This is a genomic window from Paraprevotella xylaniphila YIT 11841 (assembly GCF_900683745.1).
Lineage (GTDB): Bacteria > Bacteroidota > Bacteroidia > Bacteroidales > Bacteroidaceae > Paraprevotella > Paraprevotella xylaniphila.
Genome location: NZ_LR215980.1, coordinates 756,585 through 776,015 on the forward strand (window position 1 = coordinate 756,585; position 19,431 = coordinate 776,015).

General features: G+C 47.6%; 14 protein-coding genes. 9 read left to right on the forward strand and 5 right to left on the reverse strand.

Annotation, left to right across the window (positions count from 1 at the left end; all coding sequences use genetic code 11):
* The first annotated feature begins 1 nt into the window (after position 1).
* The 6 genes from E0E47_RS02985 (at position 2) to E0E47_RS03010 (ending at position 10,787) form a co-directional block, all read left to right on the forward strand.
* Positions 2 to 1,669 (forward strand): formate--tetrahydrofolate ligase, encoded by a 1,668-nt coding sequence (locus E0E47_RS02985; RefSeq protein ID WP_008630359.1) that lies wholly within the window; start codon positions 2 to 4, stop codon positions 1,667 to 1,669.
* Between the two features lie 40 nt (positions 1,670 to 1,709).
* Positions 1,710 to 5,960 (forward strand): DUF5112 domain-containing protein, encoded by a 4,251-nt coding sequence (locus E0E47_RS02990; protein WP_232038312.1) that lies wholly within the window; start codon positions 1,710 to 1,712, stop codon positions 5,958 to 5,960.
* A gap of 1 nt (position 5,961) precedes the next feature.
* Complete coding sequence (locus E0E47_RS02995) at positions 5,962 to 6,690, forward strand: DUF5932 domain-containing protein (RefSeq protein ID WP_008630363.1); 729 nt, start codon at positions 5,962 to 5,964, stop codon at positions 6,688 to 6,690.
* The gene (locus tag E0E47_RS03000; protein ID WP_008630365.1) at positions 6,680 to 7,321 is read left to right on the forward strand and encodes an AbgT family transporter; all 642 of its coding nucleotides are present in this window, start codon (positions 6,680 to 6,682) and stop codon (positions 7,319 to 7,321) included. Before E0E47_RS02995 ends, E0E47_RS03000 begins: the two co-directional genes overlap by 11 nt.
* Before the next feature lie 96 nt (positions 7,322 to 7,417).
* A complete protein-coding gene (locus E0E47_RS03005) occupies positions 7,418 to 9,877 on the forward strand; it encodes an ATP-dependent helicase (protein WP_130892841.1) in 2,460 nt (819 codons plus the stop codon).
* A gap of 91 nt (positions 9,878 to 9,968) precedes the next feature.
* Entirely contained in the window at positions 9,969 to 10,787 is an 819-nt protein-coding gene (locus tag E0E47_RS03010) for a carboxymuconolactone decarboxylase family protein (RefSeq protein ID WP_008630369.1), read from the forward strand.
* Between the two features lie 71 nt (positions 10,788 to 10,858).
* Here the strand turns inward: E0E47_RS03010 and E0E47_RS03015 are convergent, their stop codons facing one another.
* From E0E47_RS03015 to E0E47_RS03035, 5 genes are read right to left on the reverse strand one after another with little or no spacing between them, the layout of a single operon-like run.
* Positions 10,859 to 11,203: a translation initiation factor gene (locus E0E47_RS03015; protein ID WP_130892842.1), complete on the reverse strand. Its 345-nt coding sequence runs from the start codon at positions 11,201 to 11,203 to the stop codon at positions 10,859 to 10,861.
* A gap of 3 nt (positions 11,204 to 11,206) precedes the next feature.
* Entirely contained in the window at positions 11,207 to 12,904 is a 1,698-nt protein-coding gene (gene ettA / locus E0E47_RS03020) for an energy-dependent translational throttle protein EttA (protein ID WP_130892843.1), read from the reverse strand.
* Positions 12,905 to 12,927: 23 nt separating this feature from the next.
* Positions 12,928 to 13,809: a 1,4-dihydroxy-2-naphthoate octaprenyltransferase gene (gene menA / locus E0E47_RS03025; RefSeq protein WP_130894312.1), complete on the reverse strand. Its 882-nt coding sequence runs from the start codon at positions 13,807 to 13,809 to the stop codon at positions 12,928 to 12,930.
* A 22-nt stretch (positions 13,810 to 13,831) separates the two neighbouring features.
* Entirely contained in the window at positions 13,832 to 15,865 is a 2,034-nt protein-coding gene (locus tag E0E47_RS03030) for a YgiQ family radical SAM protein (RefSeq protein WP_130892844.1), read from the reverse strand.
* Positions 15,866 to 15,882: 17 nt separating this feature from the next.
* On the reverse strand, positions 15,883 to 16,209 hold the full coding sequence (locus tag E0E47_RS03035; protein WP_008630378.1) for a hypothetical protein: 327 nt from the start codon (positions 16,207 to 16,209) through the stop codon (positions 15,883 to 15,885).
* Between the two features lie 575 nt (positions 16,210 to 16,784).
* Between E0E47_RS03035 and E0E47_RS03040 the strand changes: the two genes are divergently transcribed.
* The 3 genes from E0E47_RS03040 (at position 16,785) to E0E47_RS03050 (ending at position 19,400) form a co-directional block, all read left to right on the forward strand.
* Entirely contained in the window at positions 16,785 to 17,339 is a 555-nt protein-coding gene (locus E0E47_RS03040; protein ID WP_008630380.1) for a UpxY family transcription antiterminator, read from the forward strand.
* 27 nt (positions 17,340 to 17,366) lie between these two features.
* The gene (locus tag E0E47_RS03045) at positions 17,367 to 17,774 is read left to right on the forward strand and encodes a hypothetical protein (protein ID WP_008630382.1); all 408 of its coding nucleotides are present in this window, start codon (positions 17,367 to 17,369) and stop codon (positions 17,772 to 17,774) included.
* 63 nt (positions 17,775 to 17,837) lie between these two features.
* Positions 17,838 to 19,400 (forward strand): ATP-binding protein, encoded by a 1,563-nt coding sequence (locus E0E47_RS03050; RefSeq protein WP_130892845.1) that lies wholly within the window; start codon positions 17,838 to 17,840, stop codon positions 19,398 to 19,400.
* The last annotated feature ends 31 nt before the right edge of the window (positions 19,401 to 19,431 follow it).

Consider the following 19,431-nt stretch of genomic DNA (forward strand, 5'->3'; position numbering starts at 1 on the left):
GATGAAAAGCGATATAGAAATTGCCCGCGAGTGCCGATTGAAGCCGATTGAAGACATTGCCCGCCAAGTACAGGTTCCTGTGGATGAATTGGAACATTATGGGAAATACATTGCCAAAGTACCGGAATCGCTGATTGACGAGAAAAAAGTAGAAAACAGTAATTTGATTTTGGTTACGGCCATTACTCCCACGAAGGCCGGTATAGGCAAGACTACCGTTTCGGTCGGTTTGGCTTTAGGACTTAGCTACATTGGGAAAAAGAACATCGTGGCTTTGAGGGAACCTTCTCTCGGTCCGTGTTTCGGTTTGAAAGGCGGTGCGGCAGGAGGCGGTTACGCCCAGATATTGCCGATGGACAAAATCAATTTGCATTTCACAGGGGATTTCCATGCCGTTACTTCGGCCCATAATATGATTGCCGCTTTGTTGGACAACTATATCTATCAGCATCGGGATGAAGGCTTTGCCATGAAAGAAATTTTATGGAAACGCGTGTTGGACATTAACGACCGGAACTTGCGTTATGTCGTAACCGGACTGGGAGCCAAGACGAACGGGGTCACGATGGAAAGCGGTTTCGATATTACTCCGGCATCCGAAATCATGGCGATTCTTTGCTTGTCGAAAGACGAACATGACCTGCGCCGCAGAATCGAGAACATATTATTGGGTACTACAATCGAGGGAAAACCGTTCCGTGTAAAAGACATGGGAGTGGCCGGAGCAATATGCGTGCTTTTAAAAGACGCCTTACATCCCAATTTGGTGCAAACCACGGAAAACACACCGGCTATCGTGCACGGAGGCCCTTTTGCCAACATCGCACACGGATGCAACTCCATATTGGCCACCAAACTGGCTATGACGTACGCAGATTATGTGGTGACGGAGGCTGGTTTCGGGGCTGATTTGGGAGCGGAAAAGTTTTTCAACATCAAATGCCGGAAATCTGGGCTAAATCCCAAGCTCACCATAATAGTCGCTACAACCCAAGGTCTGAAAATGCACGGCGGGGTAGCGTTGGAAGATATTAAAAAGCCTCATTCGGAAGGGTTGAAGAAAGGATTTGAGAATCTGGACAAGCATATCAGGAACATGCAGGCCTTCGGGCAGACCGTAGTGGTTTGTTTCAACCGTTATGCGACGGATGTGGATTCGGAAATAGACTTATGCCGCAAGCATTGTGAGGATATGGGAGTAGGCTTTGCCGTGAATAATGCTTTCTCGGAAGGTGGAAAGGGAGCTGTGGAGTTGGCCGAGCTTGTGGTTGAAACTATTGCCTGTCACCCATCCCGTCCGGTCGTGTTCTCCTATGCCGACTGTGATAATATCGAGACTAAAGCGGAAAATGTAGTTCGTCAAGTGTATGGAGCCGACGGGGTCGTTTTCTCGGCCGCAGCCCGTAAAATGTTGGAAAGAGTACGTCAGTTAGGTATAGAAAATTATCCAGTTTGCATAGCCAAGACGCAATATTCATTTTCCGCAGATGCCCATGCATACGGAGTGCCGCACGGATTTAAAGTGCAAATACGGGATATTGTAGTCAATTGCGGAGCTGAAATGATTGTGCTGATAGCCGGAGATATATTGAGAATGCCCGGATTGCCGAAATCTCCCCAGGCGGAACGCATTGATTTAATCGACGGAAGAATAGAAGGGCTTTCTTGACATATTTAGGTGAACACCACGGGCCTGGTTTATAGGGTATATGAGAAAGCCTACGTTTGGTATAACAGGAAGAAAGAATCTTTCGGCTATATGCGTGTCTGTCATATTAGGATTATGTATAGGAGCCGGATGTCATTGGTATGCCTCTTCCCGTCCGGACATGACAAGAGTAGGGAAAGTAGATTCCCTGAATACTAAAGCTTGTTTGGTGCGCTACGTCCATCCGGACAGTGCGTTACTGTTTGCCCGGAAGGCAGCCCGCATGGCACGGAATTACGCAGACGGACGAAGTGAGGCCTTAAACCATCAAATGTTCATTTGCTTTTTGCGAATGGACTTTGGTGGGTGTATGGAGCTATATAATCGGATTCAGCAGTCCACCAGTAACCAGATAGAATTGTTGGTGAGCGAAGTGAATATGATGATAATATGCCAACGGGCTGCACAAAACCGTTTGTTCTTCGATTATTATAACCGTGCGCTTGAAAGAATCCAACGCATCAGGGAAGAGTATGATGAAGTGAAAGGCCGTAATAAAGAACGGTTGGACTACGCCATGACAGAATTCAGTTTGACCACGGCTACCAACTACATCAATCTGATGCAAGAGCAAAAGGCTGAGAAGGAACTTTCGGCAATTGATACGGATGGCTATATACGTCGGAATAAGGCTTTACTTATTTACTTTTATTACCTGAACGGTTTGATTTGCCAAAATCGTTTGGATCTGGGAAAAGAGCGTGTAGTGGATGCTTTCGATTATTTCTATCTGGCTTACTCATATTCCGAACGTATGGGTAACATTTATTTTTCCTCCATGTTGGAACAAGTCTTATCGGAGATGTTTGCCCAACCGAAAAACTATGATATCATCAAGACCTACCGTAAAGTAGAATTGGATTATTTGTACAATTCGTTAGTTACGGAGGAACTTGGAGAGGGTGGATTCCCGGTATCCCTGCGCCTTTCTACGGCATTAGCCCAAAAGGCATTGTCCAATGCCGGACAATGTGGAAATCTGTTGCTTAAGATTAACGGATTCCGCGTGTTGGGAAATACCATGTTTGCCAAGGGTGAATATTATAGGGCTTTGAATTGCTTCGAGACGGCTTTGTCCTATTTGAATCTTCATCACCAAATTTATTATCCGGAAGACAAAGAACGATTGTTGACGTCTTTTGAAAGCCGAAAAGACTCGGCAGTAGACATGTTATGGTCGAAAGACAATGAAATACAAACCGTTCCGGGCTATTTGACCTACATCCGGGAACGTTTAAGTGCGACCTACAGTGCGTTGGGGGACAGACAGAAATCAGATTACAACCGAAATCTGTATTTGGACTTGATGGATTTTATTCGTCAAGACAAATCTATAGAAAGTCGCGTAGACATGATAGCGCATGACAACAAGATATTGAATGCCCTTTTGGGGATTATTATTCTGCTGTCTCTCGTTTTTGGCTTTTTCCTCTTTTTATATGCACGCAAATGGAAACTGCGGAATGCGAAACAGTATTCTTTATTGAAAGATATGTCCGCATGGTTCATGGAGGTGGCTTTCACCAAATCTGAAGAAAGTCTGGAAGAAGCATTCAATGTCTATCCTTGGATAAAAAAGGAAAAGCGAATCCTACATGAAATCCTCCGTCCCTATATCAAATGGACGGAAAAGAACCGTATCTTGTCCGACCAAATGGACAAGGAACGGATGCAGTTTCGTGAAGAATATCTGCAAAACGAAAGACAAATAGCCATCGACAAAAGGAAAAACATATCCAAACGGGCAAAAGTTTCTTTGGTACACTCCATCATGCCTTTCATCGACCGTATTTTGTATGTGGTACGCAGGATGGAAAGTAAAAATCAATATGACCAGAGAGCTTTAACCTATCTAAGTGAACTTGCAGACGAAATCAACAGCTATAATGACGTACTCACCGAATGGATTCGTATGAACCGGGGCGAGTTGGAACTGGCAATAGAAAGTTTCCCACTACAGGACTTATTCAAGTTACTGGATAGAGGCCAGTATAATTTCAAACGGAAGGGTGTTGGCTTTTTTGTGGAACCAACGGAAGCATGGGTAAAAGCAGACCGTGCCCTTACCTTTTTCATGCTCAACACTCTGACAGACAATGCACGTAAATTCACACCTTCGGGAGGGCAAGTCACAGTATGCGCAACAGAATTGGCAGACGCTGTGGATATTAAGGTCTCAGATACAGGATGTGGACTTACGGAGTCTGAAATAGCACTGATTCTATCTTCAAAAATCTATGATGCCCAACAGATTGGTGTCAATTCTTCGACTGTACGTCCTGAAAAAGGAAGCGGTTTCGGCTTGTTGAATTGCAAAGGTATTATCGAAAAGTACAAGAAGTCGGGAGACATTTTCAAGGTATGCCGTTTCCATATTGAAAGCGAGGAAAATAAAGGCAGTTGCTTTTCTTTTCGCTTACCTAAAGGAATAAGGCGAAAGGGCATGATGGTGCTGGCGTTTATTTTTTATTTACTCACTTGCGGTCAGTATATGTATGCTGTTCGGCCCGACATTGGCAATGTTCCTCCTCACGAGGAGGCAGACATGAATTACGGAGAGCTTAAATGGGCAGTATTTTATGCCGATTCGGTCTATTTTGCCAATGTTCATGGCGATTACGACCGCAGTATGCAGTATGCCGATTCCACCTTTAAATATATCAACCGTTATTATGAAGACATCTTGCCGGAAGAATGCGTAAGCCGACAACTGACTGCTACGGGAAACGGTATGGAAGAACTTGAATGGTTATCTTTAGGAGTGAAGGCCGATTACTTTCTGATTATGGGATTTCGAAATGAAATGGCCATTGCGACATTGGCGTTACATGATTGGGAAAAATATGAGTTCAACAACAGGCAGTTCACACATTTATATAAACTGTTGACCAAAGACGATTCTTTGGAGGAGTTTTACATCCGGCAGCGTGACACACAGAAAAACTTGTCGGTCAGTCTGGTTTTATTGGTCTTCATGCTCTTTATTTTTTCCGTCCTGATATACATTGTTTATTTTCGTCGGCGAATTCTGTTCCGTTTCAGCGTGATGCAGGTTCTTGAAACCAATCATGCCATGCTGAATGTCATTGAAATGTGTACACGTCCGGGACGTACGGACGATTTGGTATCTCAACTCCTGTCAGTCGTGTTGTCCAAGCTTAAAGAATTACATGAAATAAATAGCGTACGGTTGTTGCTATATCGGGGAAAAGGGGAAAAAGTCGGAACGTTTTTACAAGGGGAGGAAGACTATGGAGTATTGGCAGATTCTCTGCTTAGTCAGGCTTATGAAACGGAAAATGTCGTTTTTGATGAAATATCCAACACACAGATTTACCCCTTGCTTCTTCGCCTGAAGGAGAATGAACGTCTCTGCATCGGGTCTGTAGCAGTCAACTATGGGACTTACCGGATGCAAAAAGAAGATTTCATTTTTGAGAATTATATCGTAAACTATCTGGCTATTTTTCTGTATGAAGCGGTCATACAGCGGGGGCAAGACCTGGAAAATGTGGAAACTGTAGAGAACGAGAAACAACGTTCTTTGTACGAAAGAACACGTATCAAAGTACAGAATCAGATTCTGGATAACTGCCTTTCCACCATTAAACACGAATCGATGTATTATCCCAGTCGCATGAAACAAATCATATGGAAACTGGAAGAACATGAGGAACATCATGATTTGAAGACGTCCATTCACTCATTAAGGGAGCTTGCCGAATATTACAAAGAAATATATACTCTGCTGTGCGCACAGGCTGATCGGCAGATTGACTCCGAATACTTTAAATGCGAGAAACTTTCTCCGCACATCATCGGAAAAGAGTGGATGAAGGCAATGGAAGCTTGGAGGAAGAGAAAGGCTTATGGCCTTCACCTGTCTTTTGTCGATGATTTGCAGGAAAATATTTTTATGAACGTGGATGCTACATTGGTGCGCTTCATGTTAGATACCTTGACGAAGGAATGGGCAAACCGGTTGGCTGAACGGGAGAAAGAAGGGAGTTTGACGCTTCGTGTATCGGAAGACGATGATTTTGTCCGTTTTACGTTGCTGTCTTCAGTTCGGATTTATGAAGCGGAAGAAGCCATAAGGATATTCCAACCGGATGTCAAGCATTATCCCTACCTGTTGTGCAAGGAAATCGTTCGAGAACATGATAAACTAAATAATTTTTGCGGTTGCCGTATCAATATCGAGACAGATTCCGGATGCAGTATATGGTTTACCGTACCTAAATATAGATGAAATGGGAATGGATTCTTTTAAAATCATTATTGTCGAAGACGTTAAACTGGAGTTAAAGGGAACAGAAGAAATCATTCGTACGGAACTCCCGGAAGCCAAAATCATCGGAACAGCAATGAATGAAAGCGAATTTTGGTGCTTGATTAAGAAAGGAGTACCGGATTTGCTGTTATTAGACTTGGGACTGGGCGGCTCCACGACTATCGGAGTGGACATTTGCAGGCAAGTCCGGTTGGCCTATCCGGAATTACGTATCCTGATTTTCACGGGAGAAATACTGAACGAACGGCTGTGGGCCGACGTATTGAAAGCCGGAGCAAACGGCATTATCCTGAAAACAGGTGAACTGCTCACGCGTAACGATGTGCGACAAGTAATGGATGGCCGCAATTTTGTTTTCAACGAACCAATTCTGGAAAAGATTGTCAGCCGCTTTATGAAATCTGTGGAATCGGAACGTTTACATAAAGATGCACTCATCCATTATGAAATCGATGAATATGACGAACGTTTCCTTCGCCATCTGGCATTAGGTTATACAAAAGAAATGATAACCAACTTACGCGGAATGCCTTTCGGCGTGAAGAGTTTGGAAAAAAGACAAAACGATTTGATTTCACGCCTATTCGATACTGGCGAAAGAGGGGGTATCAATGCCACCCGTTTGGTTGTGAAAGCATTACAATTACATATCATAGACTTAGAACATTTGGAGCCGGATGAGGAATAGGTTCATGATACATCGGAAAGGACACAGTGTGGCTTCCGCACTGTTGTTCATTTTGCTGATTGCCCATCTGCTTCTGCCTCCATTGGCATGGTTGGGAAGTGCCGCAGGGTTTCCTTTGGGCAACTTGTTTTCCAGCGAGGGAGTACGGTGGTATTATCTTCATATTCAAGATTGTTACCGTTCTCCGTTCATGGCCGTAGTCTTTCCTGTGGTTTTGGTGCTTGGAGCGATAGAGCGTTCCGGCTTGTTTGGAATCATTAAGGATTCTATCAGCAAAGGCGTGCCGTTTCTCACTTACCGGCAACGTAAGGCTTGCCTTATGGCCGGTACATTCTTATTATTGTATCTGGCCGGAATGCTGCTTCTGTTGCTCGGTCCGCATGCCATATTGCTCAGTGTGACGGGGCATCTCTATCCGTCTCCTTTTGTTTCCGGTATTTTGCAAACCATGTCTTTAGGTTTTGTCCTGACTTCGTTGTTATACGCTGTCCTAAGCTTTCATTTGCGAGGTTGGGAGGAATGCCTGTCTGTACTGTATTGGGGGATCCAACGTTATGATGTATGGATTCTCATTTCCATGTTGGCCGTGCAGCTTTACAATGCTTTATGCTATGTATGGAACGGTGCTTAAAATGTATGGAATGGATAGTTTTCAAGGCTCAAAGAAGCGTTATTCTTGGGCATTCAGGTGAAAATATCTACTTTTGTGTAAGTATTAGAAAAAAACATGATAAAAGATTTTTTGGAAAGGATAGAGGAAGAACTCAACGAAGAACAGCGCCGGGCCGTTTGTTACGACAAAGGTCCTTCATTAGTAATAGCAGGTGCCGGTTCGGGCAAGACACGCGTGTTGACCTACAAGATAGCTTATTTGTTGGAACAAGGATATAAACCATGGAATATCCTGGCATTGACGTTCACCAATAAGGCTGCAAGGGAAATGAAGGAACGTATTGCCCGGTTGGTAGGCCATGAGCTTGCAGCCGGATTATGGATGGGAACGTTCCACTCCGTCTTTTCCCGTATCTTACGGAAGGAAGCCGATGAAATCGGGTTTTCTTCCCATTTTACCATCTACGACCAAGCCGATTCGCGAAATCTGATAAAGACCGTTATACGTGAAATGGGGCTTGATGACAAGACCTATAAACCGGCAACCATAGCAGCCCATATTTCCAATGCCAAAAACCGTTTAATATTGCCGGAAGCCTATTTGTCTGACAATGCTGTGCGAATGGCAGACCAGGCGGCCAAAATTCCGATGACGGGAGAAATCTACCTTCGCTACATGTCCCGTCTCCGACAAGCCGACGTAATGGACTTCGATGATTTGTTGCTCTATACTTATATTTTGCTAAAAGAGCATCCTGAGGTTTGCGGGAGATATGCAGACATATTCGATTTCGTTTTGGTGGATGAGTATCAGGACACGAATTATGCCCAACACTGTATCGTATGGGAGTTGACTCAGAAGAAACAACAAGTGTGCGTGGTGGGCGACGATGCGCAAAGCATTTATAGTTTTCGTGGAGCAAATATTGATAACATCCTTAATTTCACGCAGAAATATAACAATGCGAAGTTGTTTAAGTTGGAGCAGAACTACCGTTCTACAAAGACTATCGTTTCGGCTGCCAACAGTTTGATAAGCCATAACGACCGACAGATACCAAAAGACGTTTTCAGCGACAAGGAGAAAGGTTCGCCCCTTCATGTGTATTCCGCTTACAGTGATATAGAGGAGGCTGAAATCGTGGTAAACCAAATCGCAGCATTGCGGAGAAAAGAAAAAATGGAATATGATGGTTTTGCCATTCTTTACCGTACCAACGCGCAGAGCCGTACTTTTGAAGAGGCTTTGCGCAAACGGGGTATGCCTTATCGGATTTACGGAGGACTTTCGTTTTACCAACGAAAGGAAATAAAAGATGTGATAGCCTATTGCCGTTTGGCCGTAAATCCCCATGACGAGGAGGCTTTCAAACGGGTCATCAATTATCCGGCACGAGGGATTGGCCAGACCACGGTGGATAAGATTGTATCCGTAGCTTCCACAGACGGGGTCAGCTTGTGGGAAGTGGTGTCTCGTCCCGAGGAGCATTCCTTACCCGTAAATAAGGGCACGATGGGTAAATTGAAATCATTCACGGATATTATCTCCGGTTTCATCGAGGAAACAGAGCAGATGGATGCCGTCTTCCTCACACAGGAAATCATCCGTGAGAGCGGTATAATGAGAGAGATTTTTCAAGATATGAGTCCGGAAGGAATGAGCCGTCAGGAAAATGTGCAGGAACTGTTGAATGGCGTACAGGAATTCGTCTCCAGACGTTTAGAGGAAGGGCAAAGTACCGGACTCAGCGATTTTCTACAGGAAGTATCATTATTGAGCGATTTGGACGAAGACGAAAGTGACGAACAACACAAAGTGACATTGATGACGATTCACTCGGCCAAAGGGTTGGAGTTCCCTGTGGTATTTATCGTTGGAATGGAAGAAAATCTATTCCCAAGTCCGATGGCGGGAAACAGCCAACGTGCATTGGAAGAAGAACGTCGTCTTTTTTATGTGGCTATTACCCGTGCCGAACGTTATTGTTATCTAAGTTTTGCCCGCAGCCGTTATCGTTTCGGTAAAACGGAATTCAGTAACCCGAGTCGTTTTCTGCATGACATAGACCCACGATATGTGGAAATGGATGCTCAAGACGGGTTTTCGTTCGGACAGACAAGGAGAAGGAAATTTGCGAGTGAGCGAGCGCAGACCGAACTCCGATCGAGTCTGCCGAGCGTGAGCAAATTATGCAAGTATGAAGACGAAGATGATTACGGTACATCTTATCGGGAACGGCATCACCGCGCTTACGGAGAAGGTGTCGGGGCAAGTTCTCCTATAGTAGCAAAAGTTTCCGGTTTGAAACCTTTGGGAAGCGTAAACCGACAAGCTCTTATGCGAGATGCAAAATGCGGCGGCGCAGGGCTTACCGTTGTTCCGTCGCCATCCGCATCAGCTAAGGATAACAGTGAGCTACGGGCAGGCATGCGGATTGAACACGAACGTTTCGGTTTGGGGGTGGTAAAAGCTGTTGAAGGCAGCGGAGAAAACACCAAAGCTACCGTGGAGTTTCAAAATACGGGCACCAAGCAATTACTGTTGAGATTTGCTCGTTTTAAAGTGGTGGAGTAGTGCTTTCCGTAAATCGGGTATTTTTGTCTGTAAATCGGGTATGGGGAGTCTGAGTGGGATGCCGTAACTTTACCCTCAAAAAAGACAAGACATGATCACAAAAGTATTTGCATTTTTAGTATGCAGTATCTTAACCACAAATGTTATGGCACAAAAGAAAATCGTACAGACAGCCGGGCGTGACCAGCTTGGTGAGTTCGCTCCTGAATTTGCACGTCTTAATGACGATGTGCTCTTTGGGGAGGTGTGGAGTAGAAATGACTTATTGAGTTTGCGTGACCGTAGTTTGGTTACGATTACTTCGTTAGTCAGTCAGGGTATGACAGATTCTTCGCTCACTTATCATTTGCAAACGGCAAAAGCAAATGGAATTACTCGTACTGAAATATCCGAGATTATCACCCATATTGCATTTTATGCCGGATGGCCGAAAGCATGGGCGGCTTTCCGTCAGGCTAAAGATGTGTGGGCAGAAGATGAAACGGCTGTCGATGCACGGGCGGCATTTCAGAAAGAGATGATTTTTCCTATCGGAGAGCCTAATACGGCGTATGCACCGTATTTCACGGGACGCAGTTACATCGCCCGTATTTCAGATTCACAGATTCCCTTTTCTAATGTCACTTTTGAACCCCGGTGCCGCAATAACTGGCATATCCATAGGGCTACAAAAGGAGGAGGACAGATGCTCGTGGGGGTCGCCGGACGAGGATGGTATCAAGAAGAAGGCAAATCTGCTCAGGAGATACTTCCGGGCACGGTCATCCACATTCCGGCTAATGTGAAACATTGGCATGGTGCTGCAGCCGACAGTTGGTTTGCTCACCTTGCTTTCGAAATACTTGGCGAAAATACATCGAATGAGTGGCTTGAGCCGGTAACAGACAAGGAATACAATCAATTGAGATAAAACAAAAACACTCCGTAAACCTGAAGCTTACGGGGTGTTCTCCTATTTGTGCCGGTGAGCGGGGAAGCAAGTTACTTGGTATCCGTATAACCGTCTGATTTCAGCAGTTCCACTATACGCTGCTTCCATTCCCCTTGGATGATGATTTCACCGTCCTTCACGGCACCGCCTACGCCGCACTTCGTCTTCAGCATCCGCCCCAGTTCTTTCAAGTCGGCCTCTGCACCGACGAAGCCTTTCACCACGGTGACCACTTTTCCACCGCGATTCTTGCGTTCGATACCCACTCTCAGTTTCTGTCGGTTTTTGGGAGGCGTGTCAGCTTCCTCTTCCTCGCTGCTATCGAATGCGAAATCAGGGTTGGTGGAATACACCATCCCCAATCTCGATTTCCAGTCGTTGTCCCTTGCCGGCATGTTTTAATCCTCCATCAGTTTCCGGTAACGGATGCGTTTCGGCTCTTCCAGTCCGAGACGTTTCATCTTGTTGCTTTCGTATTCCGAGTAACTGCCCTCGAAGAAGAACACATTGCCATCGCCCTCGAAAGCAAGAATGTGTGTACAGATACGGTCGAGGAACCAACGGTCGTGGCTGATGACCACGGCGCAACCGGCAAATTCCTCCAGACCTTCCTCTAAAGCCCGTAGCGTATTCACGTCGATGTCGTTCGTCGGCTCATCGAGTAGCAATACGTTGCCCTCTTCTTTCAGCGCCATGGCCAAATGCAAACGGTTACGCTCACCTCCGGAAAGTACGCCGCATTTCTTTTCTTGGTCTGCTCCGGAGAAATTGAACCGGCTCAGGTAGGCACGGACATTGATGTCGCGGTTTCCCATACGTATCAGTTCGTTACCGCCGCTCATGACTTCATACACGCTCTTTTCCGGAGAAATATCCTTGTGCGTCTGGTCTACGTAAGCTAATTTGACGGTTTCACCGACTTCGAACGTACCGCCATCCGCATGTTCCAACCCCATAATCAAACGGAAAAGCGTAGTCTTGCCCGCACCGTTGGGGCCGATGACACCCACGATTCCGTTGGGCGGAAGCATGAAATTCAGGTCGTTGAACAATACCTTATCGCCAAAAGCCTTCTGTACGTGTTGCGCTTCGATAACCTTGTTACCCAAGCGCGGACCGTTCGGAATGAAGATTTCCAACTTTTCCTCTTTCTCCTTCTGATCTTCGTTAAGCAATTTGTCGTATGAATTCAGGCGGGCCTTACCCTTGGCCTGCCGTGCCTTCGGTGCCATACGCACCCATTCCAATTCGCGTTCCAGAGTCTTCCGACGTTTGCTGGCCGTCTTCTCCTCCTGTTCCATGCGTTTGGTTTTCTGTTCCAACCAAGAGGAATAGTTGCCCTTCCAAGGAATACCTTCACCGCGGTCAAGCTCCAGAATCCATCCGGCCACGTCATCCAAGAAATAACGGTCGTGCGTCACGGCAATAACCGTGCCTTCGTACTGGTTCAAATGCTGCTCCAACCAGTCGATGCTTTCAGCATCCAAATGGTTGGTCGGTTCGTCGAGCAGCAATACGTCCGGCTTCTGCAGCAAGAGGCGGCAAAGTGCCACGCGTCGACGTTCTCCTCCCGAAAGGTTTTCCACCGGTTGGTCGGCAGGCGGACAGCGCAAGGCATCCATGGCACGTTCCAGTTTGCTGTCTAAGTTCCAGGCATCCGTGGCATCGATGATGTCCTGCAGTTCCCCCTGGCGGGCAAACAAGGCATTCATCTTATCTTCATCCTCATAATATTCCGGAAGGCCGAATTTCTGGTTGATTTCTTCATATTCCGTCAGGGCATCCACGATGGGTTGTACACCCTCCATGACCACTTCCTTCACGGTTTTGGATGGATCCAACTGCGGTTCCTGAGGCAGATACCCCACGCTGTACCCCGGCGAGAATACCACTTCGCCTTGGAAATCCTTGTCCAGTCCTGCGATAATTTTCATCAAGGTGGATTTTCCGGAACCGTTTAAACCGATGATGCCGATTTTAGCCCCATAGAAGAAACTCAGGTAGATGTTCTTCAATACTTGTTTGTTGGTCTGGCGGATGGTCTTACTCACGCCGACCATGGAGAAAATGATTTTCTTGTCGTCTACTGTTGCCATAAGTTGTTTTTGTTTTTATGGAGTTAAATGAATAATCCGATGGAAAGCAATGCCCCGAACAGGAAGATGTTGCGTGCCGTTTCGCCTAACACCCCGTTCAGTTCCCGGCCTCGCTTAAGCCCCGTCATACGTCTCCAAGTGACGGTATGCGGTATGAGATAACACACCGGAAGGAGGGCTGCCACAGGTTTCCCTGCTAACCACATCGTCTGGCAAAGCCCCACAGCCGCAATGCCGAGCCAAAGATAAAGATTTTCTGAGGCTTTTTCGCCTATTCGTACGACTAAAGTGATTTTTCCGCCAACTTTGTCGTTGTCGCGGTCACGATAGTTGTTCACCACGAGCAAACAGTCTATCGCCAGACCGCAGGCCAAAGACAACGCCCATACCTCGGGCACGACCGTACCGCTTTGCAGATAGTACGTGGCACCTACCGGGATGAGACCAAAAAACACCAGTACGAGCAGGTCGCCCAACCCGAGGCGGGCCATACAGGTGGTATAAAGAAAACAGAACGCCACGCAGCACACACCGACGAGCACCATCGTCCATCCGCCGTACCACACCAACGGCAAGCCGGTGAGGCAGGAGAGGAGCGTGGTGCAAATGATTCCCCGGCGCATGGCAGGCAATGTAATCCAACCTTCGGCACAGGCGCGTTTCGGACCAAGACGCTTCTCGTCGTCCAACCCTTTCCGGAAATCGTAATAATCATTGATGAAATTGGCATCGATTTGCATGAGGAATGCAAAAAGGAAGCACAATAAGGCCGGAACCGGACGGAAGAATCCGTCGTTCCAAGCAGCCGAAACCCCAATCATGACCGGCACGGCCGCTCCCGTCAAGGTCTTGGGACGTGCGGCCAACATCCATGCATGCGGTGAGTTCGTAGAGATATGAGACATATTTGCCATGGGTTAAGAATCACTATGATTTTTCTCTTCGGGGATTTCTCCTTTTGGGAACCGTTCGATGGTTGCTGTGGCCGGACCGGCCTTCGGACCGTCGTCTGCCCTCCAAGTCATAACATGCATTTTCTTTTTTGTTCCATTCCACCGGACGTGTACGGTCGAAAAGCTTGTCAGCCAAGTCCGTTCTTCCGATGCGACGCAGTTCCGCTTTTATTTTTGGCTGTTCTTCCGGCTTGTACCAGAAGAAGAACATCCGTTGTGCCAGTTTCTCGCGAGGCGATTTCGCGCTATATACCGGTTCGAGCGTATAAGGATGGTAGCCTGTGGCCCAAGCCTCAGTGCTCACGGTCATGGGAGTGGGCGTAAAGTCTTGCACCTGTTCCAGTTGGAAGTCCATCCTTTTCGTCAGCACGGCCAACTCCGCCATGTCTTCTTCCGTGCAACCCGGATGGCTGCTGATGAAGTAAGGGATGATTTGTTGGCGCAGCCCGGCTTCCCGGTTAATTCGATCGAATATGTCCTTAAACTCCCCAAATAGCCGGAAAGAGGGTTTACGCATCAGCTCAAGCACACGCTCCGACGTGTGTTCCGGAGCAACCTTCAGCCGGCCGCTTACATGACGCGTAATCAGTTCACGGGTGTATTCGGCATTCACTTGGTTGATACGTGCGTCTTTTGCATCATGCAAAAGCAAGTCGTAACGCACCCCGCTGCCGATATAGCTCCGCTTGATGCCGGGCAAAGCGTCTACGGCATGGTAAATGTCCAACAAAGCCGTGTGGTCGGTATTCAGGTTCGGGCATATTTCCGGATCGATGCACGACGGGCGTTTACACTTCTCGCACGCCTTCAGGTTTTTCCCCTTCATGCCGTACATGTTGGCCGAAGGGCCGCCCAAATCTGAAAGGTTGCCTTTGAAATCGGGCATCTCCGTGATTTGCCTTACTTCTTTGAGGATGCTTTCCTTGCTGCGGTTGACGATGAACTTGCCTTGATGGGCAGAAATCGTGCAGAACGCACATCCTCCGAAACATCCCCGGTGCAGGTTCACCGAAAACTTGATCATCTCGTACGCCGGGATGCGCTTTCCCTTGTATTTGGGATGGGGTAGGCGGGTGTAGGGCAAATCGAACGAATGGTCTATTTCATCCTGCGTCATCGGCGGATAGGGTGGATTGACCACTACATACCGTCTGCCGGTGGGTTGGATGATGCGCTGCGCGTGGTATTTGTTGCTTTCTTCCTCAATATGCCGGAAATTTTCGGCCTGCGCCTTCATGTCTTTCAGACAGGTCTCGTGGGCGTGTAGGATGAGGTCGTCGGGAACGATTCCGCCGGGAATATCCTCCTTATTATATATAGATACCGTTTGGGGAATGCAATGCCCATGCGTAATCACGTCGCGGAAAGTCTTCATGCCGACGCGGGCCGTACCGTCCTCCGCGTAATCCAGATGGGCATTTCCGTCTTCTATGGCCATCTGCAGATGGTTTGAAATTTCCACCACCGCCTTTTCTCCCATACCATATATAATCATGTCGGCTCCGCTGTCGCATAAGATGGACGGGCGGAACCGTTCCTGCCAATAATCATAATGCGTCAGGCGGCGTAGAGAGGCTTCTATCCCCCCCAGTATGACCGGCACATCGGGATAAAGCTGTTTCAGGATTTGGCTATACACTATCGTGGGGTATTCCGGACGAAGGTCGTGCCGCCCGTCCGGCGAATATGCGTCCTCGCTCCGCAGGCGGCGGTTGGCCGTGTATTTGTTCACCATCGAATCCATGCAACCTGGAGCCACACCGAACCACAGGCGCGGCCGTCCCAGTTTCTTGAAATCGCGGAAATCACCGTGCCAGTCCGGTTGGGGAACAATCGCCACCCGGTAGCCTTCGGCCTCCAAAATGCGCCCGATGACAGCTGCACCGAACGATGGATGATCCACGTAAGCGTCTCCGGAGAACAGGATAACGTCCACATCATCCCATCCCCGCAACTCCATTTCTTTTTTGGTCGTGGGGAGCCAGTCAGTCAAACGGAAATCTTTCATCAAGGTCTCCTTTTCCTTTATTCTTCCAATATGTTTGCTTGTTCTATCTCTTGATGCGTTTTCAACCAGTTTACGTATAATTTGACTAACTGGTTCAATCCGAACGCCTTCATGTTGTCATGGAAAAGCACGCCTTGGCACAAATCGACAAGGTCTGCCTTGTCCGGTTCAGCCTCTATCAGGGCACGGACGTTCAGGCGCAGTTTCTCCAACACCATCTCGTCAATGATGCCGCTACTGTCCACCAACTGTTGGAAAAGCCCGTATCTTTCAATCGTTTTGAGATTCTCGTCGGTGACGAACATCTGACGTGAACCTTTGGCATTGGTCTGTATCTCGTACATATTCTTCTATTTTTAGACATTACGGTACAAAGATAGTGAAAGGCGAGCGCAGTTCCAAGCCAAAAGCTTGCTTTTGAACGAAAGACTGCCGAGCCGCATCCTATCTTCGTGAAACAAAGGTAGTGAAAGGCGAGCGCAGAGGCAAATGAAAATGTTTTTTTCTGATTGGGCTTAGATTGATTTTCGCATCTCCTTAGTGTGATTTTCGGGCAAGGGACGGTTGCTCTCTTAGGAAGAGATAAACTGTTCGGCAAAAGTATAAAAAATATTTCATTCAACGCGCTGTTTTTAAAATATTTTTCTCATTCCAGATGAGTTTTTTAGGTATCATGGGGCTGTGTTTCCGTAATACAAATTCTTCAGAAACGTTTTCAAACGCGAACACTCGAATGCCATAACTCATTTACTAACTGCCTTGTTCCGCTTCCGGTTTATCTCTTCCTAAGAGAGCGACCGGAAAAATGAATTTAAATATAGTGCGGGGAAAGTCCCGACTTTTTTGTGAATTACGTGTAACTGATTGGTTCATAGTGTATCTTGAGGACTATCAGGACTAGATACTTTATCCTTATTCCATGGAGGCTTCTTTATTGTCCCAAAGTGACGAGGCGGAATGTTGGTTCGTGTTAAGGGACCTGAAACGTTCCAATGCCAGACATCCCGCTTACCGTCAACTTGCGGAAATGGGGCTGCGCGTGTTTACGCCGATGCACGAGGTGGTCACGTTGGTTCGCGGGCAACGCGTACGTAAGAATGTGCCCTTTCTTCATGACCTGCTGTTTGTCCGGGAACGCTATTCCGCACTCCGTTCCGTGGTAGAAAGGGATCCCACGTTACAATTCCGTTATGTACGTGGTGGATACTGTTCCCCGATGACGGTACGCACGGTTGAGATGGAACGTTTCATCCGTGCGGTGGAGTCTACTTTCCGTCCCCGCTACTATCTTCCGGGAGAGATAAGTCCTTCGATGATAGGACGCCAGGTCCTCATTGTGGGCGGCCCTCTCAACGGATATGAAGGTCATCTCCTGTCTATCCGCGGTAGCCGTGTAAAACGTCTGTTCATCGACCTTTCCGGCCTGTTGTCGGCAGGAGTGGAAGTAAGTCCCGAATACATCCGATTGTTGTAATTCGCGTAAAAACTCCAGATTCATAAAATGGAAAACCAGTGTTCTTTTTCTCAGCCCTCCGGAGTGCGCCTGTTGGCATTACTGCAAGGACAAGGGCCGGAAATCCTTCGCCGCGAAGAAAATAATGCTTCCTTGATGCATCTGTATGGTACAGGTACGCATTGGGTGGCGTTCGAACGTTCAGCCTGCCAGTTGTCCCGTCTTTGCCCCGAGGCTAAAATCATTCCGATGCGGCTTTCCGGCTTCCCCTTTCCGGTCGTGATGGCCACGTTTGGCCAAGCACAATCGGAACATTTTATCCATGGTTTGCCGGAAGTGGAGGAGGGGAGCGACCGGCTTTCATTCAAAATGCCGGCATTGCCGGATGGGGAGTACGGTGTTTGGCATAATCGGCAAGTGGAATATCTTTCAAGATGTGACGTTAACAAAAACTAAAGCCAAGGTGAGAATGTTTATTTTTGCTTATATTTGTAAGGAAGAAATAAAGGAGCGAGGGTTATGGAACAGAAAACAAGACTTTATCCGATAGGGATACAGACATTTTCGGAAATAAGGAATAAGTCATATCTGTATATAGATAAGACGGAATACGTCTACCGCATGACACATTCCGCTTCCAAATATATGTTCCTGAGCCGTCCGCGCCGTTTCGGGAAGTCGCTGTTGACAAGTACTTTGGCTGCCTATTTTGAAGGACGTAAAGATTTGTTTAAGGGACTGGCCTTGGAAAGATTGGAAACGGAATGGACGGAATATCCTGTTTTGCGTTTCGACATGAGTTTGGGCAAGCACATGGACAGGGAGGAGTTGGAACGTTATTTGCTATGGCAATTAAAAGGGATGGAAAGGAATTTCGGCATCAAGTCTGAAACCCCGGACACGAACACACGTCTTACAGACCTTATCCGCCTCGCCTACGAGCAGACGGGCCGCCAAGTGGTGGTGCTTATCGATGAATACGACGCGCCCCTGCTCGATGTGGTGCACGAAGAAAAGGACCTGCCCGTCCTGCGTAACGTCATGCGCAACTTTTACAGCCCGCTCAAAGCCTGCGATCCCTACCTTCGCTTCGTCTTCCTGACGGGCATCACCAAGTTTTCGCAGCTGAGCATCTTTAGCGAACTGAACAATATCCAAAACATCAGCATGCTGCCGGAATATGCTGCTATTTGCGGCATTACGGAAGAGGAGATGGCCACACAGATGGACAAGGATTTGGAGAACTTGGCCGGACGTTTGGGTGTGAGCCGCGAGGAAGCCGTGCAAAAACTCAAGGACAATTATGACGGCTACCATTTCACGTGGCCCTCGCCGGACATCTACAACCCTTTCAGCCTGTTGAACGCTTTCGCCGACGGGCGGTTGGATTCCTATTGGTTCGGCAGCGGCACGCCCACTTACCTTATCGAGATGCTGAAAAAGTACAATGTGCAGCCCCAGCAAATCGGAGGAAGGAAAGCCATGGCGGAGTCTTTCGATGCCCCCACGGAACGCATGACGGACATCGCCCCGTTGCTCTACCAAAGCGGTTACGTCACCATCAAGGGATATTCCCCCATCACACAGCTATACACTCTGGACATTCCCAACAAGGAAGTGCGCCTCGGACTGATGAAGAGCCTTTTGCCCGGTTATTTGGACCGCCGTACGACGGACGGTTTGACTACCGTGGCCTTGTTCTATGAGGCCATTTATGAAGAGCGGTTGGACGACGCGTTGCGATTGTTGCAGACATTCCTTTCCACCGTTCCTTATTGCGACCGCACGGACTACGAAGGCCATTACCAACAGATGCTTTACGTCATCTTCAGCCTCCTCGGCACGTATGTGGACGTGGAAGTACGTACCCCGATGGGACGGGTGGACATGGTGATGCGCACTGCCACCACGCTCTACGTCGTGGAACTGAAACTGAACCAGTCGGCCACAGCCGCCATGCAACAGATTGACCTGAAGAACTATCCCGAACGCTTCGCCCTGTGCGGCTTGCCCGTGGTGAAGGTCGGCATCAACTTCGACATGGAAAGGCATACCCTGAAGGATTGGGTGATAGAAAGATGATTATCAAGAACGGTAGATTTATAGCCGGAGG

Bases quoted from the DNA above. Each gene is read 5' to 3' on its own strand.
- E0E47_RS02995 (WP_008630363.1), top strand. From the start codon at position 5,962: ATGGGAATGGATTCTTTTAAAATCATTATTGTCGAAGACGTTAAACTG.
- E0E47_RS03000 (WP_008630365.1), top strand. From the start codon at position 6,680: ATGAGGAATAGGTTCATGATACATCGGAAAGGACACAGTGTGGCTTCC.
- E0E47_RS02990 (WP_232038312.1), top strand. From the start codon at position 1,710: ATGAGAAAGCCTACGTTTGGTATAACAGGAAGAAAGAATCTTTCGGCT.
- E0E47_RS03030 (WP_130892844.1), bottom strand. From the start codon at position 15,865: ATGAAAGATTTCCGTTTGACTGACTGGCTCCCCACGACCAAAAAAGAA.
- E0E47_RS03035 (WP_008630378.1), bottom strand. From the start codon at position 16,209: ATGTACGAGATACAGACCAATGCCAAAGGTTCACGTCAGATGTTCGTC.
- E0E47_RS03005 (WP_130892841.1), top strand. From the start codon at position 7,418: ATGATAAAAGATTTTTTGGAAAGGATAGAGGAAGAACTCAACGAAGAA.
- E0E47_RS03040 (WP_008630380.1), top strand. From the start codon at position 16,785: ATGGAGGCTTCTTTATTGTCCCAAAGTGACGAGGCGGAATGTTGGTTC.
- E0E47_RS02985 (WP_008630359.1), top strand. From the start codon at position 2: ATGAAAAGCGATATAGAAATTGCCCGCGAGTGCCGATTGAAGCCGATT.
- E0E47_RS03010 (WP_008630369.1), top strand. From the start codon at position 9,969: ATGATCACAAAAGTATTTGCATTTTTAGTATGCAGTATCTTAACCACA.
- E0E47_RS03015 (WP_130892842.1), bottom strand. From the start codon at position 11,203: ATGCCGGCAAGGGACAACGACTGGAAATCGAGATTGGGGATGGTGTAT.
- E0E47_RS03050 (WP_130892845.1), top strand. From the start codon at position 17,838: ATGGAACAGAAAACAAGACTTTATCCGATAGGGATACAGACATTTTCG.
- ettA (WP_130892843.1), bottom strand. From the start codon at position 12,904: ATGGCAACAGTAGACGACAAGAAAATCATTTTCTCCATGGTCGGCGTG.
- E0E47_RS03045 (WP_008630382.1), top strand. From the start codon at position 17,367: ATGGAAAACCAGTGTTCTTTTTCTCAGCCCTCCGGAGTGCGCCTGTTG.
- menA (WP_130894312.1), bottom strand. From the start codon at position 13,809: ATGTCTCATATCTCTACGAACTCACCGCATGCATGGATGTTGGCCGCA.